Below are 26,828 nucleotides of genomic sequence, written 5' to 3'. Positions count from 1 at the left end.
CACGTTATTTTTGCTTGAAGATTAGTGTATATGATATACTTCGGGAAACTAAATCTACTAAATCCACCACAATGATCAGCTAATCTCACAAGGGTATCACAAGGATCGCAAGAAATCTTGTGAGAAAAACTCACATACCATTGACACGCCATATAAGGAAATGTACAATGAGATGAGAAAAAGATCATTGGAAGGTTGGATGAGTCATGGGTGATGAAATCCGCAGAAATATGGCATTATTCCCTATCGGAATCGTAATGAAGTTAACGGATCTGTCCGCCAGACAAATTCGTTATTATGAGCAGCATAGCCTGATCGTACCTGCGCGTACATCCGGCAACCAGCGGTTGTTCTCCTTTAATGATGTCGAACGGCTGCTCGAGATCAAGGCGTTGATTGAGAAGGGTGTAAATATTGCCGGCATCAAGCAGGTGATGAATCCTGTCTCGAAGGAATCTGAAGAAGCTACGGTTATTACGCCTGACACAGAGGTGAGACGTAGAGAGTTGTCTGATTCACAGCTTCACCGTCTGCTTAAGCAGGAGCTGGTTTCCGGTAAAAGACCGGGACAAGTGTCTCTAATCCAAGGTGAGCTATCCCGGTTTTTTAATAAATAATATAGAGATTTTGAAAGGGAGAGGGTAAAGTGAGCTTTTCTAAAGAGGATATTCTGCGCATCGCCAAGGACGAAAACGTCCGGTTTATTCGCCTGCAATTTACCGATCTGTTAGGAACGATCAAGAATGTAGAAATTCCTGTAAGCCAGCTTGAAAAGGCACTCGACAATAAAATGATGTTCGATGGCTCTTCCATTGAAGGGTATGTGCGGATTGAAGAATCTGACATGTATCTGTACCCGGACCTCAGCACCTGGGTAATCTTCCCTTGGGTGACGGACAGCCGTGTAGCACGTTTGATTTGTGATGTGTACATGCCGGACGGAACACCGTTTGCCGGAGACCCGCGCGGCATCCTGAAGCGTTGTCTGCAGGAAGCGGAAGAAATGGGCTTCACAGCTATGAACGTTGGACCCGAGCCAGAATTCTTCCTGTTCAGAACCGATGAGAAGGGCAACCCGACCACAGAACTGAACGACCAGGGCGGATATTTCGACTTGGCACCGATGGATCTTGGGGAGAACTGCCGCCGTGAAATCGTATTGACCCTGGAGGAAATGGGCTTTGAGGTTGAAGCCTCCCACCATGAAGTGGCTTCCGGCCAGCATGAGATTGACTTCAAATACGCCGATGCCATCAAGGCAGCGGATCAGATTCAGACCTTCAAGCTTGTCGTGAAGACGATAGCCCGTCATCACGGCCTGCATGCAACCTTTATGCCTAAGCCACTGTTCGGTATGAACGGATCTGGTATGCACGCTCACCAATCCCTGTTCAATGGCAGCGAGAATATGTTCTATGATGAGAGCGACACACTCGGTCTTAGCAAGACGGCCCGTTATTACATGGCAGGGATTCTGAAGCACGCACGTGCTTTTGCTGCAATTACCAACCCTACCGTTAACTCTTACAAACGTCTGGTACCTGGTTATGAAGCACCTTGCTACGTTGCCTGGTCTGCAAGTAACCGTAGCCCGATGATCCGTATTCCGGCTTCGAGAGGGCTCAGCACACGCGTTGAGGTTCGTAATCCGGACCCGGCGGCTAACCCTTACCTTGCACTGGCTGTAATGCTGAAGGCAGGTCTCGATGGAATCAAACGTAAGATGGATCTTCCGGCTCCAATCGACCGTAACATCTATGTGATGTCCGAAGAAGAGCGGATTGAAGAAGGCATCCCAAGCCTGCCGTCCGATCTGAAGGAAGCCCTGAACGAAATGGTCCGCAGCCATGTCATCACCGAAGCTCTCGGCGAACATGCGCTGGCCCACTTCTATGAGCTTAAGGAAATTGAATGGGACATCTACCGGACCCAGGTTCACGAATGGGAAAGAGATCAGTACATGACGCTTTACTAGGATACAGCAGCCCTTGGCGCTCTAAGCGCCGGGGGTTTTTTTGTGTGTGGCGTGGCGGTGGCGGTGGCGGGAGAGCTTGGATGGGCCAAAAAGAGCCAATGAGGAGCATTAGTGCACCTGAATTCAGCGGGCGCGGGCGTCTCCCTTAACCATCCAACCATAACTCGTTACCAGCCCAATGCCGGAAAGAAAATATTGATCAGTGAAATGGAAATGAAAAAAGAACGCTCATATGAGCGTTCTTTTTAGTTCACCTTAACAATGGCGCCGGCGTTTTTTATGCTTACAAACGATAATCGCTTTTTGACCCGGGCGCAGTTTTACGACAATTACTTTTTTATGATGTGGGCACGACATAGTAGCTGCCTCCTTATAATTTGACATACAACAGAATATGTTGCTCAAATCAATATGGAGTGGACGTAATTACTACACTTCAATAAAGGGGCGGGTTAACCGCACGCTCTCCTTTAAAGAAGCTGATAAGCCATTAGCATAGCATTGAATGTATAAGAAATCATTTATTGAACAAACATGACCAGTTAGATTAATTCGAGACACACTCATGTCGAATCACTTCATGCGTTTAGAAATGGGATGATCTTCATTCATTTGCAGCAGATCCCACTGATTACCATATAAATCTTTGAAAACAGCTACTATTCCGTAAGATTGTTCTTGGGGATCTCTAACAAATTCTATTCCCCTGGAGACCATTTCATTATAATCTCTCCAAAAGTCGTCGGTGTTTAGAAAGAGAAATACCCGGCCACCAGTCTGGTTACCAACAAACTGCTCTTGTTCGGGCTTAGAGGCTCTGGCTAGTAGAATTGTCGTACCAATAGAGCCAGGAGGAGAAATTACTACCCATCGTTTATCTTGCTCTGGTTGATAAATATCTTCAACTAACGTGAAATGCAATTTTTTCGTATAGAATTCTATCGCCTCATCATAATCCTTTACAACCAAAGCAATATGTACAATGGACTGAATCATTACTGGCCGTCCTCCTAAGAAATATATTGAAATACGGGGTTATGTCATAACTTCTTCTTTTTAAAAAAGCCAAAGACAAACAAGATTATTAACACAACGATTATAAATTTCAGCGGTATCACCTCTTGTTGGGGATTATAGCATGATCTGAAGTTGTTGAATAGAAGGGCACTTCATCCGTATGATTTCCTGGAATCAGACAATGTGACAAATACGAAGGTGTTTGATATGTGGGTGTCTTCGTGGAAAAGTACAGTCATCCATTATGCCTGCAACTTCAGACTCTGGGTTTCATCTTCCCCTCGGATGTCAGGCTTTATTCCTACATTACTATGCATGAGAAAAATAAATGTGACAGAAAGTGATATTAATATATATAATATGCCATTTATAGACAAATAATATAGGATACAACCTCGAAGTTTGACAACTTACGGACTATATAATAATAAAAGGATAAGATGTATTATTTAAGTGTAATCGGCCGATTAACAATAGCTTGGAAAGGCGGAAGATTTGTGAAAATTAAAAAGTTTCTCTCTGTTCTTCTTATCTCTGCTGTAGTTATGATTCCATCGGCTTCCGCGTTTGCCGAAGAAAATGTACAATTATCTGAGTTTTCTCCTGCATCGGTTGGAGTTGGTGATTCTGAGTCTACTGCAATAAGTCTAATATTGAATGGCGAGGGCGGGGTCTTAGGGGGAGTTACCTATGATCTTTTTATTCAAAATGGAACAGAACAGGACTGGTTTAAATGGACCAATACTACGACGGGCTATGTGCGAGCCAATGCTTTAATTGGAGGATTTCCAGGCAATGGACCTACTAGGGCAGCAGTCATAATTAAAAAGGATGGCTATGGTGACACTGGTCCAATTTATGTTGATCAAGCAAATACATCTGAAAGACAAAATTTTGCTAACTTAGTCATTGCTCCGGGATCTACTGTATACGTAAGAGTTGATTCACCTAATAACCCGAATATGTCTCAATACCATTTTGTATTTTTTGCTCTTCCTCTCTAATATTTCATAGATATGAGCATCTCGATTTATATGGGATGCTCTTTTTTATGTCCTGCTAATACTGGTAGGATATTTTTAACATACTTATGTTAACAATTTTCCTGGCAGTAACTTGCGCTGGAATGAATCATCACTTAAAAGGTACAAATTTGTTTAAAAGGTGCAAAACTTCCATAAGGCGGCTGATCCTGGTCCCATTTTACAACTTGTTCCATCTCATATATACTTAACCATAATAGAGACTCAGGAGGGAGGGAACTATGGTATTTGCATGAACATTTATCATAGGAGCGTGCGATGAAGAATAGATATAAGGTTATAATCACCATTATGCTCGTCCTGGTATTGGCCTGTTCCCAGGCTGGTGCGGTAGGAAGGGGCGGTGTACCTGCCGACGAGACTAAGGATAGAATCATGGAGCAGTATGGATTGGATGTTCCGGCACCGGCAGGAGTAGACTGGGGCAATATAGATGTCGGGATCAGCGGGATGGATGAGTTTGTTCTTAGGGTCTGCCGGTTTATGGTCAATCCGTTAGTTTTTATAATCCGCGAAATTGTGTAGACGAGGGGGAAAAGAATGCATCCGCGTGCTAACATGCCACAGCCTGAGCGTAGAGTCCGCAAGAGAACAGGATGGAAATGGGCTATTGTTCTTATCGTGATACTGGTTGTGATGGCAGTGCTAAATCCGGGGAAGGAAGAATTCAGTGAGTATGCAGTGAAGGATCTGAAGGAGACCCTGGGTACAGAATTAGCTGGAGGGATTACCGAATTAGTAGCCCAGCCGCTGGTCGAATCTTTTACCCTGAGGGATAATTACATCCTATTCTCTATGTTCAGCATACCGGATATTCAGAATGGAAAGAGCTTAATCGGGGATCGTTCGGCAAACCGCAAATATCTTGGATTGTTCAAAATCATTTTTATCAAACTGTAAATTGGGTATACATATTGTTCCAGAACCCGGTATAATTAAATTGATTTGTGAAGGAATCCTTATCAATTTTGGGTGTGGAATGAGGAGGAACGAAGTTGAATACGGCTTATAAAATTCTGACCAGTGATGCTGATCTATTCGCTGCCGCACTGGCCCAGGTACAGGTCTATGTAGTTCAGCTGGTTGATGGTAAACCGCATGTGATTGCCGATTATGCCGGACCTGTACAGAAATGGACAGCGGATTACATTTTGCTGGCCGGAATGACTTATAGACGCGACGAATTTGAGTTCAGAGTACGGGTGAACAAGAAGTAAATGGAGTAGCTGCCCAAGTAACATCAGTTTGTAAGATTAATGCCGAATCACACAATCTTCGGAGTAGATCTTTGCATCTCTTATACTATCAAAGGTAAAAGAGGTGTAATGATGACCCAAAGAGAACGAAACAGAATCCGCAGAGCTATTAATGTACTGCTCACCCAGAGAGCGGTCCTGCTGGAGAGACTGGAAGAAATCAACGAGAATCTGCGCAGAACGCCTAGAGGCTCGCGTGCCAGAAGAGAGCTTTTGGCTGCCAGAGCCTCCATCCGTGAAGCTCTTCGCCTGAATACAGCTGCCATCCGCTTGTTGCGAAGTGTGCTGTAGCCGTTATCCGTAGGATCAAGAACCCTTGTGACGTTTACAGCGTCATAGGGGTTCTTATGGTTGGGGAAGAACATAACCAGCGGAATGCAATACTGGAGCAGTCTTTTGCAGCGTCGGTCTACTCCCTGATAGTGACACGGGTGCCTATGGGGATGAGGGCGGCCAGAACCAGAACATCTGCATTATACATACGGATACAGCCATGCGAGACCATGTGACCGATGGATGAAGGGTTGTTGGTTCCGTGAATACCATAATGCGGCTTGGACAGACCCATCCAGAATGCACCGAAGGGTCCACCCGGATTAGGCTGCTTGTTGATAATGGTGTATTCGCCTACGGGGGAGACGGTTAGCATCTTGCCAATACCGACTGGGAATCCTCTGGTAACAACGTTATTGTCCAGCAGGTACAGCATTCGCTGTGAGAGATCCACGATGATCCGATAATTAGGCATAAAGATCAGCACTCCTTTGTAATCAGGATATGTGCGGAGAGGTACAGCGGTTCCCGGAAAAAGTGGCGAAAAAGCCCGATGAGAACAAATGTTCGCACTGGGCTTTTTTGAAATATAAGCGAATGATCTGTTCCACAGGATACCTTATGGAACAGAAAACAGGCTGCTTCCGCTTGGTGCGGAGCAGCCTGTTCATATTGCGGGGAGGGGATTAGTGGATATCACGGAATAATCCGATGACTCTGCCCAAAATCGTAACACGGTTGAGGCGGAGAGGCTCGTAGGCCGGATTCTCCGGCTGTAGCCTGATATGATCACGTTCCTTGTAGAAGGTCTTAACGGTTGCTTCATCTTCTTCGGTCATCGCTACAACAATATCGCCGTTGTCGGCAGTCTGCTGCTGGCGGACGATGACATAATCGCCATTCATAATCCCGGCATCCACCATACTGTCACCAAGTACAGACAGCATAAACACCTTGTTATCCCCTACGTAATGAGTAGGCAACGGGAAATAATCCTCAATATTCTCTGTAGCAGTAATAGGAACGCCGGCCGTAACCTTGCCCACTATAGGGATGCGAGTAACCGTCTGGACAAATTGATGTACATTCTCTGAATCTTCCTGGCCAAGCAATTCAATCGCACGCGGTTTCGTTGGATCGCGCCGGATCAGGCCTTTCTTCTCAAGCCGGTCCAAGTGACCGTGCACTGTGGAACTGGAGGCCAGCCCGACAGCTTCGCCAATCTCGCGGACAGACGGAGGATAACCCTTGCTGCGGACTTCGTTACGTATAAATTCCAGGATCGCCAGCTGACGACTTGAAATCTTTGACATCGGTATCAACCCCATATACTATGTTTGGGAAAATTATAACATAGAACTTCCGTTCGTACAAACATAAGTTCTAAAATGAGGAAATAAAAAGATGGGGAATGAAGGGAACGGATGTTCTGAAAAAACTGTTGATTGAAACACATGTTCGTGTTATATTATTTTCGAAAGCAAGAACATGTGTTTGGAGGATGATAGTAATGTTAAAGTACAGTACATACAACAGTATCTACAATGAGGATGTCAAGGTGTCCACTCCCGGTAATCCAACTGCTCATATTCAGGTGACCAAGCTCAAGGATCAGATCCTTGGAAGGCTGACTAAGTTCGCATCCCTATCCCGTCAGGTCAGCATCATCAAGCTTGCCCTGGTTCTGTTACTTGTGATTTCAGGATTCACAGTAGTGGGTAATGTCTTTGCCGGATCTGTCTCTTTAATGAAGCAGGACAAACGGATCGTCGTTGAACGAGGGGATACCTTATGGAGCATTGCACTTAGTCATAAGCCGGAGGATATGAAGACCGCCGTATATATAGAAGGAATAATGAAGACCAATCATCTGGAGAACAGCGCAATTAAGGCCGGAGATATACTGATTATACCTGTATACTGACAGAACGCAGCAGACGGGTGACAGACTCGAAAGAGCTTTCAGGGGGTAGACCTTGACAAGCTCTTTTTCTCATGGCAAAGTTAAAATGAATGTTAAGGGAGGGGAACGTATTGAATATTGACGAATTGGTCGCACGCATCAATGAATTGGCACGCAAACATAAGAATGGCGGCCTGAATCAGGAGGAAGTGGCTGAACGGGCCAAACTCCGCGAGATTTACCTGGGGAACATCCGCAGCAACTTTCGGGCCCAGCTGGATACGATTGAAATCGTGGATAATCCGGAGCATGAAGAAGGCAATAACGGGCTTAAGCATTAGCCTGTTGCCTTTTCATAGATAATACAGGATGACTAGGGGGAACTTACATGGCCCGTTCTTGGGAAAGAATGGTTCAACGCAACACCAAGCAAATTAACCAGCAAAGAAAGAAGCAGGGCAAGGATTCGATTTATGCTACAGGCTCTAAGGCTGCCGCCAAAAGCATCGACATTTTCAAAGGGCGGAATATTGTATTCCCCGTCGTACTGATGCTGCTTGGCATTATGTTCTGGGTCGTCGGGTCGATTGACGAAGCGAAAGGAAGCGGTATTCTGGCCAACTGGCTGGGTGTAGTACTGTACTTCCTGCTTGCCGCCCTGCTATTCTTCCGTCGTCCGTTCCTTAAGGTTGAACGTGCCCGTCTCTCTACGATTAAATACAACCGTGAACGCTTTTTGCCTGCAGCGGACATTGAGAAGATCACGTTATCGCGCAGTGTGGTCACGATTAAGTATAAGGGAAAACGCAAACAGTGGATTTTCTCCAAGCTGATTAACCGTTATGACACCGCTGCTATGGGTGAACGCCTGGAGCAATTCGCCAAGAACAACAACATTGAGTTAGTACACGAATAGTAAGACAGACCAGCATATAGGGAGTGGAATAACGAAATGCCGATTACCGCCGTACTATTTGACCTTGACGATACACTGCTGTGGGATGACCGGAGTGTGGAAGAAGCATTCCGCTATGCTGCTGAGGCTGCTGGAGATTCCGTTGATCCGCAGGAGCTGGAGGCTGCTGTGCGCAGGGAAGCGCGTGCGCTATACGAATCCTATGAGACTTTTCCGTTCACGAAGCTGATCGGTATTAATCCTTATGAAGCACTCTGGGCCAACTTCACAGCCGGGGAACAGCCGGAATTCCGTAAGCTGCAGCAGCTTGCCCCCGTCTACCGTACGGAATCCTGGCGGCGCGGCTTGGCTTCACTAGGGGTGGAGGATGAAGCGCTGGCTGCACAACTGGCCGACAAATTCGCTGCGGAACGCCGTAGCCGTCCTTATATATATGAGGAGACACTTCAGGTACTGAATGAGCTGCGCGGCAAGGTGAAGCTGCTGCTTCTGACGAACGGCTGCCCGGCGCTTCAGCAGGAGAAGCTTGACGGTGTACCGGAGCTTGTTCCGTATTTTGACCATATTGTTATTTCGGGTAGCTTCGGCAAAGGGAAACCGGATAAGGGAATCTTCGAGCATGCGCTCGGATTGCTTGATATTGCTCCGGAACAAGGTGTAATGGTTGGAGATAAGCTCACTACGGATATTCTTGGAGGACTAGCTGCAGGGTTGACGACAGTCTGGATCAACCGCAATGCCAAGGCCTCTGACCCGGAGATCACTCCTGATTATCAGATTAGCCATCTTTCGGAGCTTCTGCCGCTGGTACACTCCCTATAATGAAATCAGAAGAAGCCGGTATCCCGTCAGAGGATATTGGCTTTTTTGGTATATATATTAAGGGATAGATGGCATCAGTACAGTTCATGTATATGACTATTCTCATGTTACAGGGGGATTGCTGCAGCTTCTTCCCGACAAATTCAATATAATGTGTATAATAGGGATAAAACCTATCTGACTTTCATTGGGAGGACTTCAGATGATGAAGCCAAAGATACGCAGAGGACTTATGTGCATAATGTTGGGGCTGGCACTTGCCGGATGCTCGGAGGACAAAGAGGGGGACATGCAGATGTATGCTGCAGGCGATTCCTCAATGACGCCGATTAAGGTAGAGCTAAGCTGGAGTCCGGAGGATGTAACCGCAGGCAGCGAGGTTAGCTTCAAGGCTGTAGTTACACAGGACGGTGAACCGGTAGATGACGCGAGAGAAGTTATGTTTGAAATCGCCGATGCAGCGGATAAGAGCAAGAAGGTTGAAATTAAAGGTAAAAGTGATGGAGACGGAGCTTATGTTGGCGATAATACGTTTGAACAGGCAGGCGAGTTCACGGTCACTTCTCATGTGACTGCCCGGACACAGCATTCTATGCCAAGTAAAAAGCTTGTGGTGAAGCCGTAATAGGATTATCGCAGTCGGTAATACAAATAATGCAGAGTGGAAAGGAAGGCTTTCCGAAATCCCTTTATTCTGCTAAACTTACTCTAATGTTTTACTGGGGGGATTGAAAGTGTCCAAATACACACTTGCTGAGAGCTTGCAGCAACGCATACTGATTCTGGATGGAGCCATGGGTACAATGATTCAGCAGGTACCGCTGACCGGCGAAGATTTCGGCGGAGATGAGCTGGATGGCTGTAATGAAATGCTGGTGCTGACCCGGCCGGATGTAATTCAGGATATTCATGAGAAATACCTGGAAGCCGGAGCGGATCTGATCGAGACCAATACCTTCGGCGCGACCTCGGTGGTGCTTGCCGAATACGATATTCCGCAGCTTGCCCGCCAGATTAACCTGGAAGCTGCCAGGCTGGCCAGGAGTGCCGCAGATAAATATGATACACCGGATCGTCCGCGTTATGTTGTAGGCGCTATGGGACCGACAACGAAGACGCTCTCCGTAACCGGAGGGGTAACGTTCCAGGAGCTGATTGATAGTTATGAGGAGCAGGCGGTTGCCCTGATCGACGGCAAGGTGGATGCGCTGCTGCTGGAGACATCCCAGGATACGCTGAACGTGAAGGCAGGCAGTATTGGTATCCGCAATGCGTTCGAGAAGAGCGGAATTACGCTGCCGGTGATGATCTCGGGAACCATCGAACCGATGGGGACTACGCTGGCCGGGCAGAACATTGAAGCTTTCTATATTTCACTGGAGCATCTGAAGCCGGTCTCCATCGGACTCAACTGTGCCACCGGCCCGGAGTTCATGCGTGACCATATCCGTTCGCTCTCGGCGATCTCCTCTGCTGCTGTCAGCTGTTACCCGAATGCCGGGCTTCCCGATGAGAACGGGAATTATCACGAATCACCGGATTCACTTGCCCGTAAGCTGGGCGGCTTCGCCGAAAAGGGCTGGCTGAATATTGCCGGCGGCTGCTGCGGAACGACACCGGATCATATCCGGGCGATGGCAGAAGTTATGGCGGCCTACCCGCCGCGTAAGCTTGAAGGCGAGCATCCTCCGGCGTTGTCCGGGATCGAGCCTGTGTATGTGGAGAGTGAGAACCGTCCCTATATGGTCGGTGAGCGGACCAATGTCCTCGGCTCCCGCAAGTTCAAACGTCTGATCGTCGAAGGGAAGTACGAGGAGGCTTCGGAGATCGCCCGTGCCCAGGTGAAGAGCGGCGCACAGGTCATTGATGTCTGCGTCCAGGACCCGGACCGGGATGAGACGGAAGATATTATGCGCTTTCTGGAGCTGGTGGTGAAGAAGGTCAAAGTACCGTTAATGATCGATACTACAGACCCGAAGGTCATTGATCTGGCGCTGCAATATTGTCAGGGTAAGGCGATTATTAACTCCATTAACCTTGAAGATGGTGAAGAGAAATTCGAGCTTGTCACACCTTTGATTCATAAATATGGCGCAGCGATTGTAGTAGGTACCATTGACGAGACGGGTCAGGCCATACTGGCCAAGGACAAACTGGAGGTTGCCAGACGTTCTTATGATCTGCTGGTGAACAAATATGGTCTGGCCCCGGAAGATCTGATCTTCGACACGCTGGTATTTCCTGTAGGGACAGGGGATGAGCAGTATATCGGCTCCGCCAAGGAGACGATAGACGGCATCCGTCTGATCAAGGAAGCGATGCCTGCTGTTCATACAATTCTCGGCATCAGCAATGTCTCCTTCGGTCTGCCGGAAGCCGGCCGCGAGGTGCTGAACTCCGTGTTCCTGTATGAGTGCACCAAGGCGGGACTGGACTATGCGATTGTGAACACGGAGAAGGTGGAGCGTTATGCGTCGATTCCGGAGGAAGAGCGCAAGCTGGCTGAACAACTGATCTATAACACCAATGACGATACCTTGTCTGCATTCGTGGCGGCTTTCCGCGGCAAGAAGGTCGAGAAGAAAGAGAAGATCTCCAATCTCTCCTTGGAGGAACGCCTTGCTTCCTATGTAGTGGAAGGAACCAAAGAAGGATTGATTCCGGATCTGGATGAAGCGCTGAAGACCTCTGCTCCGCTGGAGATCATTAACGGACCGCTGATGGCGGGGATGTCTGAGGTCGGGCGTCTGTTCAATAACAACGAATTAATCGTTGCAGAGGTGCTGCAGAGCGCAGAGGTGATGAAGGCTTCTGTGAGCCATCTGGAACAGTTCATGAAGAAGGATGAGACTTCGGTTAAAGGGAGAATTATGCTGGCTACCGTCAAGGGCGATGTGCATGATATCGGGAAGAACCTTGTGGAGATTATCCTCTCCAACAACGGTTATGAGATCGTTAATCTGGGTATAAAGGTTCCGCCGGAGAATATTATTGAAGCCTTCCGCAAGGAAAAAGCAGACGCCATCGGCTTGTCCGGTCTGCTGGTGAAATCTGCCCAGCAGATGGTGCTGACTGCGCAGGATCTGCGCTCGGCCGGTATTGATGTGCCGATTATGGTCGGCGGTGCCGCATTGACCCGCAAATTCACCAAGACCCGTATCCGGCCGGAATATGACGGGCTTGTATTATACGCCAAGGACGCCATGGACGGTCTGGATATCGCCAACCGGCTGATGAATCCGCTGGAGCGGGTGAAGATTGAGGAAGAGGTCCGCCAGGAAGCCGAGGCAGCCGTAGCTGTAGCTCCGGCGCAGCCGCTTCCTGAGCTTACTCGTGCAGTGCGTTCCAAGATATCAGCGGACGCTCCTGTGTTCACTCCGCCGGATCTCGAACGTCATGTCCTGCGGAGTTATCCGCTGGGGCATATTATTCCCTATGTGAATATGCAGATGCTGCTCGGTCATCATCTGGGCCTGCGCGGTTCTGTAGAGGCTCAGCTGGCAGCCAGAGATCCGCGGACGGTAGAACTGAAAGAGACGGTGGATGATATTCTGCATCAGGCGATGCTGGAAGGGACCATTGTTCCGCATGCGATGTATCAGTTCTTCCCGGCCCAGTCACGCGGGAATGACATCCTGATCTATGATCCGCAGAACCATGCCAACGTCCTGCATACCTTCACCTTCCCGCGGCAGAACGTAGAGCCTTATCTCTGTCTTGCAGACTTCCTGAAGCCGGCAGAGAGCGGGATTATGGATTATGTCGGGTTCCTGGTAGTCACTGCAGGTCACGGGGTCCGTGAATTGTCCACTGAGCTTAAGGATAAAGGGGATTATCTCCGTTCCCATGCTCTGCAGGCTGTGGCTCTTGAGGTAGCAGAAGGGCTGGCTGAACGTGTCCATCATATGATGCGGGATACCTGGGGCTTCCCGGACCCGGCAGACATGACGATGAAGCAGAGACACGGTGCACGGTACCAGGGCATTCGGGTATCCTTCGGCTATCCGGCCTGCCCGGATCTGGAGGATCAGGGGCCGTTATTCAAGCTCCTGTCTCCCGAGGATATCGGAGTGCATCTTACGGAGGGCTTCATGATGGAGCCGGAGGCTTCGGTCTCGGCAATGGTATTTGCCCATCCGGAAGCGCAGTACTTTAATGTGGAGAAGCTATAATCGCTCTGCCATGTGAACACCGGCCAGACGGGGCTATGCCCCGTCTTTTCGGAACCTCCCGGTAACGGGAGGTTTTTTGCTGAAGATAGAAGAATTTATATGCTGCACATGATACATGCAAAAGATGCTTTTGGAGCCAAAACAGAGTAGAATTCTTTTCATAAGAATCGGCAAGATAATAGAAATGGGCTGCCTGAGGATATTAGTTAAGAGAGAGGAGGGGCATGATGGAAATTTATTTTTTGGGAACGAATGCCGGGGTACCGACACTCCAGCGCAACGTAACCTCGATTGCACTTAGACTGCTTGAAGAACGGCGCACCTTCTGGATGTTCGACTGCGGGGAAGGGACGCAGCATCAGGTTCTCCGCTCCCCGCTGCGGCTGGGCAAGCTGGAGAAGCTGTTCATAACCCATCTGCACGGTGACCATCTGTTTGGCCTTCCGGGGCTTATCTCCAGCCGGGGGTACCAGGGAGGCACATCACCGCTCACAGTGTATGGGCCTCCGGGACTCAAAGCGTACCTGGAGACGACACTTGCGGTCAGCCAGTCCCGTATTCCTTATAAGCTGGAGATCGTGGAGCATAGCGGAGGGCTGGTTTTTGAGGATGAGACATTTAAGGTGGAGGCGGGATTGCTGGAGCACCGGATTGACAGCTATGGCTACCGGATCACGGAGAAGGACAGTCCGGGGAATCTCAATGCCGAGCTGCTCAAGAGCTATGGACTGAAGCCGGGACCGCTGTATGGCCGATTGAAGAAAGGGGAAGACATCACTACTGAGGATGGAACTATAATCAGGGCCGCAGAGGTTATTCATGCTCCCAAACGCGGCCGTATTGTTGTGATACTGGGAGATACCCGGCCCTGCCCAGGCTCATTGCCGCTGGCTCAGGATGCAGATCTCATTATTCATGAGGCGACCTTTGCCCATGAACTGGCGGATATGGCTCATCAGTATCATCACAGTACAGCACGGCAAGCGGCGGAATTGGCACGGGATGCCGGAGGGCGGGAGCTGCTGCTGACTCACTTCAGCTCGCGTTATAGCTCACAGGAAGAGCTTGCTCCGCTCTTGAAAGAGGCGCAGGAGATCTTCCCGGATACCCTGCTGGCAGAGGAGTTTTGCACCTTCCCGGTCCACCGGAGAAGCTAGGGAAATGACCCTGAAGCATGAATTATTTTCCGGGAAAGCGCAGGAAATGACAGGGTGATGTCAAAAAAAGCCCGGTGCTGCAGGTGTTCGCTACCGTTCGACGAAGAATGTTAAATTTAAATTAAACGGGAAGAGTTATGCGGACGAAGCAGTAGAGAAAATGCCGAAACTAAGCGGTGATGAGCAGCGGGAGACGGGCAATAATGCCCCTGGCAGCGCGATTTCCCGGAAGATCTCACGCTGCTTTGAAATATAATTCATAGTATTAATAATAAATGAGATGAATTGAAAATTTCCAATCTACTAGGGGGAGTTATGAACAATATCGGAGGCTTATTAATTGATCTGGATGGAACCCTGTATCATGGCGGAAGAATGATTCCCGGGGCCGACAGGCTTATAGAAGCACTGCGGACAGCCGGCATCCCGTTTCTGTTTGTTACGAACAATTCTTCAAGGACACCAGCCAGTGTAGCAGGACATTTACGCGCAATGGGCATTGAAGCAAAGCCGGAAGAGGTCTGTACCTCGTCGCTTGCTGCTGCACGTTATATTGCCGGGGAATCTCCGGGCGCATCCGTGGCGATACTTGGAGAAGAGGGGCTGGTGCAAGCCTGTGAAGAGGCGGGACTAACCCTGGTCACGGAGAATCCGCAATATGTGGTGCAGGGGATTGATCGGTCTTTTACATATGAGGCACTGGCACGGGCCTCACGCTGGATTCGGGAAGGGGCCAGGTTTGTACTGACCAACCCGGATCTGATGCTTCCCTCTGACGATGGAGTGATGCCCGGTGCCGGTACGATAGGTGCGGCAATTGAAGCTGCCAGCGGTGTTCCGCCCGTCGTCATCGGCAAGCCGGAGACGCATCTTGTTACTTATGCGACATCGCTGCTCGGCATCAAACCGGAGGAGGCTGTGATGATCGGCGACAACATGCGTACCGATATAGCGGCGGGGGCAAATGCGGGCTGCCGGACGGTGCTGGTGCTTACAGGTCTTACAACTTGGGAGAACCTGGAGGACTACCAGAAGCTGACCGGAGTTAAGCCTGATGAAATTTGTGCTGATTTAGCTGAACTTATGGTACTGCTCAGTGTATAATGACAAAGGTATGACCTTTTTACCAACCTAGAAGGGAAGATGACAATATGCCGGAATTGCCGGAAATGGAGAATTACAGAAAGCTGCTCAGCCAGCATCTAATAAATGTCCCCATTACGGGGGTAACCGTAAATAGAGAAAAAACCATCAACATGGAGACTGCGGATTTCGTGAATGGCCTGCTGGACGCAAGAATTGTGTTCGTGGAACGCCGCGCCAAGCATATCCTCTTCCACCTGCATGACGGCAGAAGACTGCTGCTTCATCTGATGCTTGGCGGACTCCTGTTCTATGGCACGGAGGAAGAACGTCCGGACCGCACGACTCAGGTGGAGCTGGCTTTCGGTGAGCACATCCTCTACTTCATGGGGCTGCGCCTGGGGTATCTGCATCTGCTGTCCGTCAAGGAGGGCGAAGCGGCAATGGGTAAGCTCGGCCCCGAACTGCTGGACCGGCGGATGACTGCCGAACGTTTCGCCGGAATACTCAAGGGCCGCCGCGGTGCACTGAAGAGTCTGCTGGTCAATCAGCAGGTGATGGCCGGAATCGGCAATTGCTATGCTGACGAAATTGCTTTTGAAGCACGGCTGCTTCCCTCCACACTCGTCCAGAACCTGTCGCCGGAAGCGGTGAACCGGCTCTACGACAGTATTCGTAAAGTATTAACGGAAGCCACCGAAATCGGCGGTTATATGGAGATGCCATTCATGACCGGCGATACTGTGACCGGTTCATATAATGATGCGTGCAAGGTATACGACCGCGAAGGCGAACCCTGCCTGCGCGGCGGGGGAACGATAATCAAGACAGAGCTGTCCGGACGCAAGGTGTTCTATTGCCCGGATTGCCAGCATGACGCCTAAGCCCTTCATAGGGGCACATGTCAGCATACGCGGCGGTTACGGGCAGGCTGCCCGGTCCGCCAGGGAGAGCGGTGCAGCATGTTTTCAATATTTTCCGAAGAATCCGCGCAGTTTGAAGCTGAAGCCGGTGGACTACCGCGACGCAGGAAGCTGTGCAGACTATTGCCGGGAACAGGGAATGGTCTCAATTGCCCATACCCCGTATCCGACGAATCTGGCTGCTGATCCGAGCGGCAGAGCGGTGATGGCTGCCTCCTTGCGTAACGATCTGGAGATTGCGGAGGCCTGCGGATCGGTGGGCATTGTGGTGCATTTTGGACATTTTGCCGGAATGGAGCCGTTACAGGGGTATCAAAATATTATACAATGTATGAACGATACCCTGGCTGACTGGAATGGACAGACGAAGCTGCTGATTGAGAACATGGCAGGTAATCATGGGCATGAAGGCATGACGCTGGAAGAACTGGTCAAGGTCCGCGAGCTCAGCCGCTATCCGGAGAAGATCGGCTTCTGCTTCGATACCTGCCATGCATTCGCTGCCGGGACCTGGAATCCGCAGCAGACGGAGGCATTCGTTAGACGCGGAGAGAACCTGGGTTACTGGGCCAATCTGGATGCTGTGCATCTGAACGACTCCCGGTATCCATTCGGCTCGCGGCGGGACCGGCATGCTGCAATCGGTAAGGGGTGTATCGGGGCATCGGCACTTAGTCAGCTTTTGAAGATGGAGCCCCTGGCTGATAAAGTGATCGTTATGGAAACAGAAAAGGGGCCGGATGGCACGCACAGAGCGGAAATTGCTGCTGTGAGGACCTGGTTTGAGGCGGGGGATGATTGAAGATGAAGGAAATGAATCAGCCGGAGCTGCTGGAGCTGCTCTCAACGAAGGGTGAGCCGCTTGTCCTGTTTCTGCATGCCCCGTTATGCGGAACCTGCAAAGCTGCGCGGCGGATGCTTGAGGTGGCTGAGCATCTGCTGCCGCCCGGCCTTCTCATTGCCGAGGGGAATGTGAACCTGCTGCCGCAGCTTGTGAATACCTATCAAATCTCAAGTGTGCCTGCATTATTGGCAGTGTCTGCTGACCGCAGCACTGAACCGGAAATCATTTATTCTATTAGCTCTGTTGAACGGGTGCTGGCATACATAAGGAGAGTGACCTCATAATGATATCTTTACAACATCTGTCCCTGCGCAGGGAGCAAAGCCAGATTCTTGACGATGTATCCCTGGAAATGAAGCAAGGGGAGAACTGGGTAATTCTCGGGCGCAACGGCTCCGGCAAGACGACCCTGCTGGAAATGATGACCGGCTATCTGTTCCCCAGCAAGGGTTCTGTTGAAGTGCTGGGTTACAAATATGGTCAATGTGATCTGCGCGAGGTGCGCAAGGAGATTGGATATATCGGCCCTTCCCTGATGGAAAAGCTCTCGCTTACCGACCCTGTCTGGGAGGTCGTGGCAACGGGCGCCTACGCGTACTTACGCTTCTACGAGGCGATTCCGCCAAGTGTCCGGGAGCAGGCGCTGAAGCTGCTGGAGGATATGAATCTCGGCGAGCTTGCGTATCATCCGTTCGGCTCGTTATCCCAAGGAGAACGCAAGAAGGCCATGCTGGCACGCTGCCTGATCGCAGAGCCCAAGCTGCTTATCATGGACGAGCCTTGCGCCGGTCTGGATCTCTATGAACGGGAGAAGATGCTGGCCGAGATTGACAAGCTCAGGCAGCACAATGTGTCGGTGGTATATGTTACCCATCATGTGGAGGAGATTGTACCGCTCTTCACCCATGTGGCCCTGATCCGTGACGGGAAGCTGGCGGGAGCCGGCGCCAAGAATGAGGTGCTGACCCAGGAGATGTTAATGGCTACCTTTGATATTCCTGTAACTGTGGAGTGGGATAACGGCCGTCCCTGGATTAAAATAAGACCTGGAGGCTCATCGACTTGAACGATTTCACAGAAGATACTCTGGAGCAGGATTCTGCTCCGCACGACAAGATCATCTCAAGATACATCTGCACGGCGAACCATGGCTTCGCCCCTTATGCCCAGGAGGAGCTTCGCCGCCTGTTCGGTGCGGTGAAAAGCACCCTGCTGCTGCCCGGAGAAGTCTTCCTGGCTACGCTTGAGGCTGAGCCTGAGGAGGTGGCGCAGAGGCTGGCCGGGAACCTGCCGATCTTCCTGCGCCACATTCAGCCTGTAGACTTCCAGGACACGGGCGACCGGCCGGCTCTGGAACGGCTGGCCGTGTATTTAAGCCGGCGCACGGAGCTGGTAGGCAGGAGGGTGGCGCTGCATGTCCGCAAAGGGGCAACCTCCTTCTGGGAAGAGAGCCCGGGCGAACTGCGCGAATGGCTGCAGGACAGGCTCGACAGCCTGGGCGCCGAGTTCACCGTCCAGGACCCGGCGTGGGTCATCTCCGTCTATGCGGACGGTGAAGCACTCTATGCCGGGGTCTCCCGGCCGGAGGAGAACCTGTCCGGCTGGAATGGCGGAATGATCCGCTTCCGCAAGGAGGACGGGCAAATCTCACGGGCCAAGTTCAAGCTGATGGAGGCGGAGAAGGAATTCGCCATTCCGTTCTACAGCTTCAAGAACGCAGTGGATATCGGCGCCTCTCCAGGCGGCTGGACGTCATTCCTGCTGGAGCGCGGCCTGAAGGTCACCGCCGTTGATCCGGCGCTCATGCATGAATCCTTGCGTAAGCATCCGGGGCTGAAGATTCTGCGCAAAAATGCCGGAGAGGTCAAATTCCGCGACAACGAATTCGATCTGCTGGTCTGCGATATGAGCTGGAGCCCCAAGCTGATGGCCAAGCTGGTCACAGGACTGCTGCATAGCCTTACACCGGGCGGGACGGCTATCGTTACAGTGAAGCTGATGCATAAGAAGCCGCTGGCCATGATCAAGGAGATTATCGCCATGTTTGAAGGCGAGCGGATGCAAGTGCAGCGCGCAAAGCAGCTGTTCCACAACCGTGATGAAATTACACTTTATATGATTAAATACTAATCTATATTGGATTACCAAGGGAAAGCATCCCGCGATCTGCACGCCGGTTACACACCGGCAGCTTGTGCAACCAGCGGGGGCTTTCTTTTTTTATTTTTCATAATGAGAATAGGCGGGGATACTATGGAGTTTGCCGGGAAACTTAGCCCTGGACAGGTGCTGGGGGAGCGTTACCGCATCACAAGACTCATAGGGACAGGTGGAATGAGCCGGGTCTATCTGGCTGAGGATGTACGGCTGCAGGGCATGCTGCGGGCGGTGAAAGAGAGCGTGATCCGGGAGGGAAGCTATGGGGCAGGGGCTATTCAGGCGGAAGCGGAGCTCCTAATCTCCCTGCACCACCCGCTGCTGCCGCGGATTGCGGATTTTTTCCCTCCTGATCCTGACGGCTACACCTATCTGGTAATGGACTATATCGAGGGGATCACCCTGCACCAAAGTATGGCGGAGCAGCGGGCTCCGCTGAAGGGAGCGAGAATCATCAGTTATGCCCGGCAGCTCCTGGAGGTACTGCATTATCTGCATAGTCATCAGCCGCCGATCATCTACCGTGACCTGAAGCCCTCGAATCTCATGCTGACCGGAGAGTATTCGCTGAAGGTGATTGACTTCGGGATCGCGCGCAGGCTGAGAAGCGGCTCCGGTGAGGATACGGAGAAGCTCGGAACGGCCGGATTTGCCGCCCCGGAGCAGTATGGAGGCGGGCAGAGCAGCCCGCAGTCGGACTTATACGGTCTTGGCGCGCTGCTGCTGTACATGGCCTCAGGCGGCCAATTCAGCGCCTGGCAGTCCGGGATGGAGAGGAAGCTGCAGGGCCATATTCCGGACCGGCTGATTCCGGTGATCAGACGTTTGCTGCGGCATCATCCGGAGGAAAGGTATGCCAGCGCGGAAGAGGTAAGAATCGCCCTGGAGGCGCTGGAAGCGGGCGGGGCAGAGAAGGCGCCCTCTTATCTGCTGCACAGGCGTATTCCTGCGGTTGATGCACAACCCCGGCAGGCCATAGTAGTAGCAGTCATGGGAGTGTCCTCCGGGCTTGGGACAACCCATACCTCTCTGGCCGTAAGCAGCTGCCTGTCGCAGTCAGGCTTGACTGCATGGGTGGACTGCAGCCCGGATTCACAGGTATTTAACCGCATGAAGGAAATGGCTGACGCCCCCGAATGCGGCAGTGTTCAGGATATGCCGGAGCGTCCCTTTACCTGGAACCATGTGGACTTTTGGAAGCTTGCCCCTGCGGATGGACTCCCTCAGCGGCCGGATCAATCCTACTCTTTCATTGTCCTGGACCTTGGGACAGGCGGCGGCGAGGGGGCGCTGGATGTATTCACCGGCAGTACGGTGCCGCTTCTCATTGCATCTGGCGCAGACTGGCGGCTGGCAGACCTCCTCCATTGGCTGCGCCGCAGAGGTCTCGTTCCCCGGCCGGAATGGCGGATTGGCCTGCCGCTGGCGGGGGAACATAACGCCGCTCTACTGGCTTCCGCACTGGGATCTGGCGGAGTATGCCCGCTGCCGCTTCAACAGGACCCTTTTCAGAGCAAGGGGAAGCTGGTTCGGGCGATCAGGGGCTGGCTTGGCTTGACCTCGGCACCCCGACTTTCAAGTGGGATTTTTCAGAAAAAAAGCTGAGGTGTTACTGTTTTCTGACTGGTTTTCTGAAATTAGGCTTATTTTCTATTTCAGTGAGGTATGTACTTGTGCTAGAATGGAGTGATATATATTTATTTTGAACCTCGTTATATTTACAATATAGACAGGAGCTTGCGGAGAATTTATGAGTTTACTTACTGTAGAAGACGTTTCCCATAATTTTGGGGACCGGATGTTGTTCAAAGAGGTGTCTTTCCGTCTGCTGGATGGAGAGCATGTAGGAATTGTTGGGGCGAACGGCGTAGGCAAATCGACGCTGATGAATATTTTGACCGGCAAATTATTGAAGGACAGCGGCAAGGTAGAGTGGACGCCGCGTGTCCGTTACGGATATCTGGATCAGCATACTCTGCTTACGGCAGGCAAAACTGTCCGCGATGTGCTAAAGGATGCGTTCCTGCCGCTGCTGGAGCTGGAGAATGAGATGCTGGCGATCACGGACCGGATGGGTGAAGCCACTCCCGAGGAGCTGGACCTGCTGCTGGAGCAAATGGGCGAAATTCAGGAGCAGCTGGATATCGGCGACTTCTATCTTATTGATGTGAAGGTCGAAGAGATGGCCAATGGCCTGGGCCTCTCGGCTATCGGTCTGGACCGGGATGTAACCTCCCTGAGCGGGGGACAGCGGACCAAGGTTCTGCTGGCGAAGCTGCTGCTGGAGAAACCGAATGTACTGCTGCTCGATGAGCCTACCAACTATCTCGATGTGGAGCATATTGACTGGCTGACGAATTATCTGAAGCAATATCCTTATGCCTTCATGCTGATCTCCCATGATACGGAATTCATGAATAAAGTGGTCGACGTGATCTATCATCTGGAGTTCTCGAAGCTGACCCGCTATGCGGCCAACTATGAGAAGTTCCTTGAAATGGCGGGTATGAACAAGGCTCAGCATATTGATGCGTACGAGAAGCAGCAGGATTTCATCAAAAAGCAGGAGGACTTCATCCAGCGCAACAAAGCGCGAGCCTCCACTTCAGGCCGGGCCAAGAGCCGTGAGAAGCAGCTTGGGCGTCTGGAGCGGATTGACCGACCGGAAGAGGCGATGAAGCCTACCTTCCAGTTCAAGGAGAGCCGGGCCAGCGGGAAAACCGTGTTCGAGGGTGTTGATTTTGAAATCGGGTATGATCGTCCGCTGCTTCCGAGCAAGCTTAATATGATGATTGAACGCGGAGAAAAGATTGCGATTGTCGGTTACAACGGTGTCGGCAAATCTACTCTGCTCAAAACCATCCTGGGTGTAATTCCTACCTATAGCGGAAAAACCTATCTGGGAGACTACCTGAGTTCAGCGTATTTCCAGCAGGAGATGAAGGCGGAGAACATCACTCCGATTGAGGATGTGTGGAATGAGTTCTCCAGTCTCACCCAGAATGAGGTGCGTGGTCATCTGGCGCGCTGCGGGCTGAAGAATGAACATATTACCCGCCCGCTCAGCATGCTGAGCGGCGGCGAGCAGGCTAAGGTACGCCTGTGCAAGCTGCTGATGCGGGAGAGCAACTGGATTCTGTTCGATGAGCCTACGAATCACCTTGATATTGTTGCCAAGGCGGAGCTTAAGCGGGCGCTGCAGGAATACAAAGGAACCATTCTGCTGGTCTCCCATGAACCGGAATTCTACGAGGATTGGGTTACGAAGGTATGGAATGTGGAACAGTGGTCTGCGCAGACAGTATAACCAGTGGAAACGGCTTTGCCGTCCTTTTAAAGGACGGTATCGTTTCAGCGAGAAATTAATATTTTGAAATAGAGTCCGGGATAGAGCAGGTAACGGCGCTCTTCCCGGATTTTTTACTAATTACTTACATAGGGGGCTGTTCAGAGATGGGTCCTGACAACAATATACCGGCACCGGCTTCTTCGGCCGGTAGAGACGGCAGATATTCAAGACAGGTCCGCTTCACGCCATTCGGCGCAGCAGGGCAGCAGGGACTGGCACATTCATGTGTGCTGATCGTCGGAATGGGAGCGCTTGGGACAGGCATCGCCGAGACGCTGGCCCGCTGCGGGGTAGGGCGGCTTATTCTGGTGGACCGCGATTATGTGGAATGGAGCAATCTGCAGCGCCAGCAGCTCTATACGGAAGAGGATGCCCATGTGCGGATGCCCAAAGCGGCGGCAGCCCAATCCAGACTAATGGCGGTCAATTCGGAAATTACGGTGGAGGCCCATGTGCTGGATGTACGTGCCGAGGAGCTGGAAGGCCTGCTGGCAGGAGTGGACCTTATCATGGACGGAACGGATAACTTCGATACCCGGCTGATCATGAATGACCTGGCACAGAAACACGGTATCCCCTGGATCTATGGGGCTTGTGTCGGAAGTTACGGCATCACCTACACCATCCTGCCAGGCGAGACGCCGTGTCTGAATTGTATGCTGGGGAGTATTCCGCTGGGCGGGGATACCTGTGATACAGCTGGTATCCTTCCGCAAGCGGTGCAGATGGTTACAGCCAACGGTACAGCGGAAGCGCTGAAGCTGCTCGGCGGATATAAGGAGAAGCTGCGCGGCAAGCTGCTGACGTTCGATGTCTGGCGGAATGAGCAGCAGGAGATCGGCGTGAGGGGGGCGAAGAAAATAGACTGCCCTTCCTGCGGCGAATCACCGGTCTATCCTTATCTGTCGGCATCCAATACAGAGCGCAGCGATGTGCTGTGCGGCAGGGATACGGTCCAGATCCGTCCGGCGAACCGCAGAAGCCTGAATCTGCAGGAGACTGCCGCCCGGCTCTCCAGGCTGAACAGCGGCAAGGTGGAGAGCAATCCGTACCTGGTTTCTTTTACGGAGGAGCCATACCGTATGGTTGTGTTCGCAGACGGAAGAGCATTGATACATGGAACCAGTGATATCGCTGCTGCCCGCAGCTATTATCACCGGTATTTCGGGTAACGGAGGAGATACGCATGAACAAGGGAGCTATCAGGCATATGGCTGTTTTTACACTGAAATCGGCCCCGGACACTGAAGAGACACGCGCCTTTCTGCGGGACGGTGCAGAGATTCTCAGTGCCATTCCAGGAGTGAACCATTTCGAGGTGCTGCGGCAGGTCAGTGTCAAATGTGACTATCAGTACGGATTCTCGATGGAATTCGCGGATCAGGCGGCTTATGATGCCTACAATAATCATCCGGATCACCAGGCTTTTGTAGCGGAGCGCTGGGACACCCAGGTTGCTGCATTCCAGGAGATCGACTTCATGGTGTAACCGAGAAGCGGCAATGATTAGCAAAGAGACCATTCCGGCGGAATGGTCTCTTTGCTAATCGGAGATGCTAAGCTCATCTGCTGCGGCACAGCCGGTGCAAGACTGCTTCAGGGGGAGTACCCGGATGAATGAACTGATCGCATGGTATAGGCCCGGCCCGGTCCCGGATGAGCGGAAGGCAGCAGCAGACGGAGATTCTAGTGAATCCGGCCAAATAGAGCTTGAGGAGGCAATCCACAGTCTCGGTATGAAAACAGCAATAAGCGAAGACTTGGAAAGCCTTCGCTTATTGCTGTCAGGCGGTGAGCCTGTACTCCTGCTCGCCGAACTGGATGAACCCGGAGGCTGGGCTGGCTGGGAAGCCGTCTCGGAGGCCAGGAATGAGGGGATGATTCTGCCGGTGATGGTGATATCCCTCTCTGGGGGACTGCAAGAAGTGAGGGGGGAGGCGGCAGTCTCGGCCTTTGAAGCCGGAGGTAATGAATATATGGGGAAGCCTGTACATACCGGTGAGTTCAAACGCAGAATATTGAATTTACTTCAGCTGACAGGCCGCAGGAAAGAAACGGCCTCGCTGCTTAAAGTGGATGGACTGCTTCTCGATCCCGGCCGCCGTCAGGTCAGCCGGGACGGAACAGAGCTGATGATGACCCCCAAGGAATTCGATCTGCTGCACTATCTGGCGGTGAATCTGGGTGAAGTGTGTCCCAGAGACGAAATATTACGGCAGGTATGGGGGTATCATTTTCATGCGGATACGAATGTAGTGGATGTCTATATCCGGCATCTTCGGCTCAAGGTGGACAAAGGACGCCGGAATAAACTGATTCATACGGTGCGCGGAACCGGATATGTACTGCGGGCACCGGAGAGCGGGGCCACAAGCTGACGGCCAACGGATGAAGCGTAGCTCTCCGGTTGGAAGACTTGTCCTTAAAGTACGCGGCGGGACTTCAGGTAAGTCTTTTTCCAGTTGCCCGAGTTGAGATCGGAGATGGTGACACCTGGTGAGCCATAAGTATGAAGGATCTTGCCATTGCCTGCATAGACAGCCACATGGGTTACGTTTCTTCCGTTTGCCCGGCTTCCGCTAGAGAAGAACACCAGATCGCCGACACGCAGATTAGCTTTGCTGACGGATGATCCGACTTTGGATTGGGCTACGGATGTACGCGGCAGATTCACGCCATATTTTTTGAAAATAAATTGAGTAAAGGAAGAGCAGTCAAAATAACGGGTAGTCGAAGTGGATGCTCCGAACTTGTAACGCGTACCCAGGTATTTTTTGCCGAAGCTGACCACCTTTGAACCGGAAGCGGATGCGGATACAGAGTCGGCCGATACCGAATCAGCGGATACCGCTGAGGCAGCAGCAGGTGCTGTTCCCGCTCCGGTGGCGAGTAATGTGCTGAACCCGATTGTTGTGCACAATCCGATGGTAATTGCTTGTTTGATCCATTGTTGCTTATTCATGTTGTGTTACCTCCAAGTTTGTAATCTATTTGGTAGTTTCTTTCTCTGATTCGTAGTATAGCAGGTTATAGACGTCCTAAATTATGGCAGAGTCCCCCTAAATGCAGGCGGGATATACAATGAAAGCGTTTTATTAAAATCTCATTAAAAGTTACAAAATATTAATATTTAGCGCTGCAGCAGATCAAAAAAAACCGGGAAACCCTTATCATTCAAGGGAATTCCCGGTTTTACACTTTTGAAACAAAGGTTACAGCGATGTCTCCATAGATCTATGTATTCAGTCCTTGCTCTGAATAATCAGCAGAAGTCCACTCTCAATCGTAACGGTTCCGCTGCGCTCCAGCAGCACGTTGCTTACAGCCAGAGATTGGCCCAGCTTGAGAGTGGCATTCTCCAGGGGGTACTGGAAGCCCTTAAGTGTAATTCCCGTAACTTCGGGAGTCAGGGGCAGCAGGGAGACATAAGTATACCCGCGATCCTCCACAACCGCCTGCGAGCCGGTTAGCGTAATGTAATTATTCGCATCCATAATAGAGCAGGCAACCTGACGCTGGAGCGCCCTTGTCATCATCTGAATACTGGCCAGGGTATGATCCATACGGGTTCCGGTTACTCCGATAAGCAGAATGGACTGCGGCTGGAGATTCAAGGCAAGATCAAGAGCCATTTCGCTGTCGGTTAAGTCTTTATTCACCGGATCACAGCTGATCGTTTCTTTGCTTCCCGCCTGAATCCGCTGCAGCGCCTCAGGAGCTACGGAATCGAAATCCCCGACTGCAAGCTGGGGGGTGTATCCGTGATCAATCAGGAAAAGCGCACCCCGGTCAGCGCCGATAATATAATCTTCTTCATCTAATAGGTGCAGGCATTCTGCTGTCAGCTCACCGCCTGCAACAATAACGATACGCCCGGATGGCAATGGGTCCCCCTCCTTAATGTTCACTTAAGTTCATCATCCTGAACAGTATATAGC

The 26,828-nt window shown here is 51.3% G+C and carries 30 protein-coding genes; 25 read left to right on the top strand and 5 right to left on the bottom strand.

Annotated elements, in window-relative coordinates:
* Nucleotides 1-206 precede the first annotated feature (206 nt).
* Both HQN87_RS26845 and glnA read left to right on the top strand, forming a co-directional pair.
* Complete coding sequence (locus HQN87_RS26845; RefSeq protein ID WP_019910684.1) at nt 207-617, top strand: MerR family transcriptional regulator; 411 nt, start codon at nt 207-209, stop codon at nt 615-617.
* A gap of 29 nt (nt 618-646) precedes the next feature.
* Nucleotides 647-1,975, top strand: a complete 1,329-nt coding sequence (gene glnA / locus HQN87_RS26840; RefSeq protein WP_173139581.1) for a type I glutamate--ammonia ligase — start codon at nt 647-649, stop codon at nt 1,973-1,975.
* Nucleotides 1,976-2,548: 573 nt separating this feature from the next.
* Here glnA and HQN87_RS26835 read toward each other — a convergent pair.
* Nucleotides 2,549-2,971, bottom strand: coding sequence for a VOC family protein (locus HQN87_RS26835; RefSeq protein ID WP_173139579.1), 423 nt, complete (start codon nt 2,969-2,971; stop codon nt 2,549-2,551).
* Nucleotides 2,972-3,489: 518 nt separating this feature from the next.
* On the opposite strand from HQN87_RS26835, the gene HQN87_RS26830 reads away from it, so the two are divergent.
* The 5 genes from HQN87_RS26830 (at nt 3,490) to HQN87_RS26810 (ending at nt 5,582) form a co-directional block, all read left to right on the top strand.
* Nucleotides 3,490-3,996, top strand: coding sequence for a hypothetical protein (locus tag HQN87_RS26830; RefSeq protein WP_173139577.1), 507 nt, complete (start codon nt 3,490-3,492; stop codon nt 3,994-3,996).
* Nucleotides 3,997-4,293: 297 nt separating this feature from the next.
* Nucleotides 4,294-4,560, top strand: a complete 267-nt coding sequence (locus HQN87_RS26825; RefSeq protein ID WP_173139575.1) for a hypothetical protein — start codon at nt 4,294-4,296, stop codon at nt 4,558-4,560.
* 33 nt (nt 4,561-4,593) lie between these two features.
* Nucleotides 4,594-4,935, top strand: coding sequence for a hypothetical protein (locus HQN87_RS26820; RefSeq protein ID WP_173139573.1), 342 nt, complete (start codon nt 4,594-4,596; stop codon nt 4,933-4,935).
* 95 nt (nt 4,936-5,030) lie between these two features.
* Nucleotides 5,031-5,252: a hypothetical protein gene (locus HQN87_RS26815; RefSeq protein ID WP_173139571.1), complete on the top strand. Its 222-nt coding sequence runs from the start codon at nt 5,031-5,033 to the stop codon at nt 5,250-5,252.
* A gap of 111 nt (nt 5,253-5,363) precedes the next feature.
* Nucleotides 5,364-5,582: a hypothetical protein gene (locus tag HQN87_RS26810; protein WP_173139569.1), complete on the top strand. Its 219-nt coding sequence runs from the start codon at nt 5,364-5,366 to the stop codon at nt 5,580-5,582.
* A gap of 118 nt (nt 5,583-5,700) precedes the next feature.
* Here HQN87_RS26810 and HQN87_RS26805 read toward each other — a convergent pair whose 3' ends face one another.
* Nucleotides 5,701-6,039: a L,D-transpeptidase gene (locus HQN87_RS26805; protein ID WP_173139567.1), complete on the bottom strand. Its 339-nt coding sequence runs from the start codon at nt 6,037-6,039 to the stop codon at nt 5,701-5,703.
* A gap of 211 nt (nt 6,040-6,250) precedes the next feature.
* Entirely contained in the window at nt 6,251-6,877 is a 627-nt protein-coding gene (lexA, locus tag HQN87_RS26800) for a transcriptional repressor LexA (RefSeq protein ID WP_173139565.1), read from the bottom strand.
* A gap of 197 nt (nt 6,878-7,074) precedes the next feature.
* On the opposite strand from lexA, the gene HQN87_RS26795 reads away from it, so the two are divergent.
* The 18 genes from HQN87_RS26795 (at nt 7,075) to HQN87_RS26710 (ending at nt 25,268) form a co-directional block, all read left to right on the top strand.
* Nucleotides 7,075-7,488, top strand: coding sequence for a LysM peptidoglycan-binding domain-containing protein (locus HQN87_RS26795; protein WP_173139563.1), 414 nt, complete (start codon nt 7,075-7,077; stop codon nt 7,486-7,488).
* Between the two features lie 110 nt (nt 7,489-7,598).
* Nucleotides 7,599-7,808 carry a DUF896 domain-containing protein gene (locus tag HQN87_RS26790; protein ID WP_173139561.1) on the top strand — a complete coding sequence of 70 codons (210 nt, stop codon included), beginning with the start codon at nt 7,599-7,601 and terminating at the stop codon, nt 7,806-7,808.
* A gap of 47 nt (nt 7,809-7,855) precedes the next feature.
* The gene (locus tag HQN87_RS26785; protein WP_173139559.1) at nt 7,856-8,383 is read left to right on the top strand and encodes a hypothetical protein; all 528 of its coding nucleotides are present in this window, start codon (nt 7,856-7,858) and stop codon (nt 8,381-8,383) included.
* A 36-nt stretch (nt 8,384-8,419) separates the two neighbouring features.
* Nucleotides 8,420-9,205, top strand: coding sequence for an HAD family hydrolase (locus tag HQN87_RS26780; protein WP_173139557.1), 786 nt, complete (start codon nt 8,420-8,422; stop codon nt 9,203-9,205).
* Nucleotides 9,206-9,407: 202 nt separating this feature from the next.
* Entirely contained in the window at nt 9,408-9,830 is a 423-nt protein-coding gene (locus tag HQN87_RS26775; protein ID WP_173139555.1) for a FixH family protein, read from the top strand.
* A 169-nt stretch (nt 9,831-9,999) separates the two neighbouring features.
* Entirely contained in the window at nt 10,000-13,377 is a 3,378-nt protein-coding gene (gene metH, locus HQN87_RS26770; RefSeq protein WP_216857469.1) for a methionine synthase, read from the top strand.
* A gap of 227 nt (nt 13,378-13,604) precedes the next feature.
* Nucleotides 13,605-14,534, top strand: a complete 930-nt coding sequence (rnz, locus tag HQN87_RS26765) for a ribonuclease Z (protein WP_173139551.1) — start codon at nt 13,605-13,607, stop codon at nt 14,532-14,534.
* Nucleotides 14,535-14,849: 315 nt separating this feature from the next.
* Nucleotides 14,850-15,638 carry a TIGR01457 family HAD-type hydrolase gene (locus HQN87_RS26760; RefSeq protein ID WP_173139549.1) on the top strand — a complete coding sequence of 263 codons (789 nt, stop codon included), beginning with the start codon at nt 14,850-14,852 and terminating at the stop codon, nt 15,636-15,638.
* A 47-nt stretch (nt 15,639-15,685) separates the two neighbouring features.
* Nucleotides 15,686-16,501, top strand: a complete 816-nt coding sequence (locus tag HQN87_RS26755) for an Fpg/Nei family DNA glycosylase (RefSeq protein WP_173139547.1) — start codon at nt 15,686-15,688, stop codon at nt 16,499-16,501.
* Nucleotides 16,491-17,342 (top strand): deoxyribonuclease IV, encoded by an 852-nt coding sequence (locus HQN87_RS26750; protein WP_173139545.1) that lies wholly within the window; start codon nt 16,491-16,493, stop codon nt 17,340-17,342. Before HQN87_RS26755 ends, HQN87_RS26750 begins: the two co-directional genes overlap by 11 nt.
* 2 nt (nt 17,343-17,344) lie before the next feature.
* Nucleotides 17,345-17,668, top strand: a complete 324-nt coding sequence (locus HQN87_RS26745; protein WP_173139631.1) for a thioredoxin family protein — start codon at nt 17,345-17,347, stop codon at nt 17,666-17,668.
* Entirely contained in the window at nt 17,668-18,450 is a 783-nt protein-coding gene (locus HQN87_RS26740; protein ID WP_173139544.1) for an ABC transporter ATP-binding protein, read from the top strand. The genes HQN87_RS26745 and HQN87_RS26740 overlap by 1 nt, the downstream gene beginning before the upstream one ends.
* Complete coding sequence (locus tag HQN87_RS26735) at nt 18,447-19,514, top strand: SAM-dependent methyltransferase (protein ID WP_173139543.1); 1,068 nt, start codon at nt 18,447-18,449, stop codon at nt 19,512-19,514. Before HQN87_RS26740 ends, HQN87_RS26735 begins: the two co-directional genes overlap by 4 nt.
* A 123-nt stretch (nt 19,515-19,637) precedes the next feature.
* Nucleotides 19,638-21,146, top strand: coding sequence for a serine/threonine-protein kinase (locus HQN87_RS26730; RefSeq protein WP_173139542.1), 1,509 nt, complete (start codon nt 19,638-19,640; stop codon nt 21,144-21,146).
* Between the two features lie 145 nt (nt 21,147-21,291).
* Nucleotides 21,292-22,848 (top strand): ABC-F family ATP-binding cassette domain-containing protein, encoded by a 1,557-nt coding sequence (locus HQN87_RS26725; RefSeq protein WP_173139541.1) that lies wholly within the window; start codon nt 21,292-21,294, stop codon nt 22,846-22,848.
* Between the two features lie 146 nt (nt 22,849-22,994).
* A complete protein-coding gene (locus HQN87_RS26720) occupies nt 22,995-24,062 on the top strand; it encodes a ThiF family adenylyltransferase (protein ID WP_173139540.1) in 1,068 nt (355 codons plus the stop codon).
* 14 nt (nt 24,063-24,076) lie between these two features.
* Nucleotides 24,077-24,379: a Dabb family protein gene (locus HQN87_RS26715; RefSeq protein WP_173139539.1), complete on the top strand. Its 303-nt coding sequence runs from the start codon at nt 24,077-24,079 to the stop codon at nt 24,377-24,379.
* A 124-nt stretch (nt 24,380-24,503) separates the two neighbouring features.
* Entirely contained in the window at nt 24,504-25,268 is a 765-nt protein-coding gene (locus HQN87_RS26710) for a winged helix-turn-helix domain-containing protein (RefSeq protein ID WP_173139537.1), read from the top strand.
* Nucleotides 25,269-25,312: 44 nt separating this feature from the next.
* Here HQN87_RS26710 and HQN87_RS26705 read toward each other — a convergent pair whose 3' ends face one another.
* Both HQN87_RS26705 and HQN87_RS26700 read right to left on the bottom strand, forming a co-directional pair.
* Nucleotides 25,313-25,852, bottom strand: a complete 540-nt coding sequence (locus HQN87_RS26705) for a C40 family peptidase (RefSeq protein WP_173139535.1) — start codon at nt 25,850-25,852, stop codon at nt 25,313-25,315.
* A 280-nt stretch (nt 25,853-26,132) separates the two neighbouring features.
* A complete protein-coding gene (locus tag HQN87_RS26700) occupies nt 26,133-26,774 on the bottom strand; it encodes a thiamine diphosphokinase (protein WP_173139533.1) in 642 nt (213 codons plus the stop codon).
* Nucleotides 26,775-26,828: the final 54 nt, after the last annotated feature.

It is taken from the genome of Paenibacillus tritici (assembly GCF_013204885.1).
In the GTDB taxonomy this organism is placed as follows: Bacteria; Bacillota; Bacilli; order Paenibacillales; family Paenibacillaceae; genus Paenibacillus_AQ; species Paenibacillus_AQ tritici.
The sequence above is the reverse complement of the archived record's forward strand: the minus strand, read 5'-3'. Positions and strand labels throughout refer to the sequence as shown.

Bases quoted from the DNA above. Each gene is read 5' to 3' on its own strand.
- HQN87_RS26715 (WP_173139539.1), top strand. From the start codon at position 24,077: ATGAACAAGGGAGCTATCAGGCATATGGCTGTTTTTACACTGAAATCG.
- HQN87_RS26780 (WP_173139557.1), top strand. From the start codon at position 8,420: ATGCCGATTACCGCCGTACTATTTGACCTTGACGATACACTGCTGTGG.
- HQN87_RS26845 (WP_019910684.1), top strand. From the start codon at position 207: ATGGGTGATGAAATCCGCAGAAATATGGCATTATTCCCTATCGGAATC.
- HQN87_RS26835 (WP_173139579.1), bottom strand. From the start codon at position 2,971: ATGATTCAGTCCATTGTACATATTGCTTTGGTTGTAAAGGATTATGAT.
- lexA (WP_173139565.1), bottom strand. From the start codon at position 6,877: ATGTCAAAGATTTCAAGTCGTCAGCTGGCGATCCTGGAATTTATACGT.
- HQN87_RS26710 (WP_173139537.1), top strand. From the start codon at position 24,504: ATGAATGAACTGATCGCATGGTATAGGCCCGGCCCGGTCCCGGATGAG.
- HQN87_RS26775 (WP_173139555.1), top strand. From the start codon at position 9,408: ATGATGAAGCCAAAGATACGCAGAGGACTTATGTGCATAATGTTGGGG.
- HQN87_RS26740 (WP_173139544.1), top strand. From the start codon at position 17,668: ATGATATCTTTACAACATCTGTCCCTGCGCAGGGAGCAAAGCCAGATT.
- metH (WP_216857469.1), top strand. From the start codon at position 10,000: ATGGGTACAATGATTCAGCAGGTACCGCTGACCGGCGAAGATTTCGGC.
- rnz (WP_173139551.1), top strand. From the start codon at position 13,605: ATGGAAATTTATTTTTTGGGAACGAATGCCGGGGTACCGACACTCCAG.
- HQN87_RS26720 (WP_173139540.1), top strand. From the start codon at position 22,995: ATGGGTCCTGACAACAATATACCGGCACCGGCTTCTTCGGCCGGTAGA.
- HQN87_RS26755 (WP_173139547.1), top strand. From the start codon at position 15,686: ATGCCGGAATTGCCGGAAATGGAGAATTACAGAAAGCTGCTCAGCCAG.
- HQN87_RS26820 (WP_173139573.1), top strand. From the start codon at position 4,594: ATGCCACAGCCTGAGCGTAGAGTCCGCAAGAGAACAGGATGGAAATGG.
- HQN87_RS26810 (WP_173139569.1), top strand. From the start codon at position 5,364: ATGACCCAAAGAGAACGAAACAGAATCCGCAGAGCTATTAATGTACTG.
- HQN87_RS26725 (WP_173139541.1), top strand. From the start codon at position 21,292: ATGAGTTTACTTACTGTAGAAGACGTTTCCCATAATTTTGGGGACCGG.
- HQN87_RS26795 (WP_173139563.1), top strand. From the start codon at position 7,075: ATGTTAAAGTACAGTACATACAACAGTATCTACAATGAGGATGTCAAG.
- HQN87_RS26760 (WP_173139549.1), top strand. From the start codon at position 14,850: ATGAACAATATCGGAGGCTTATTAATTGATCTGGATGGAACCCTGTAT.
- HQN87_RS26745 (WP_173139631.1), top strand. From the start codon at position 17,345: ATGAAGGAAATGAATCAGCCGGAGCTGCTGGAGCTGCTCTCAACGAAG.
- HQN87_RS26805 (WP_173139567.1), bottom strand. From the start codon at position 6,039: ATGCCTAATTATCGGATCATCGTGGATCTCTCACAGCGAATGCTGTAC.
- HQN87_RS26730 (WP_173139542.1), top strand. From the start codon at position 19,638: ATGGAGTTTGCCGGGAAACTTAGCCCTGGACAGGTGCTGGGGGAGCGT.
- HQN87_RS26750 (WP_173139545.1), top strand. From the start codon at position 16,491: ATGACGCCTAAGCCCTTCATAGGGGCACATGTCAGCATACGCGGCGGT.
- HQN87_RS26785 (WP_173139559.1), top strand. From the start codon at position 7,856: ATGGCCCGTTCTTGGGAAAGAATGGTTCAACGCAACACCAAGCAAATT.
- HQN87_RS26825 (WP_173139575.1), top strand. From the start codon at position 4,294: ATGAAGAATAGATATAAGGTTATAATCACCATTATGCTCGTCCTGGTA.
- HQN87_RS26705 (WP_173139535.1), bottom strand. From the start codon at position 25,852: ATGAATAAGCAACAATGGATCAAACAAGCAATTACCATCGGATTGTGC.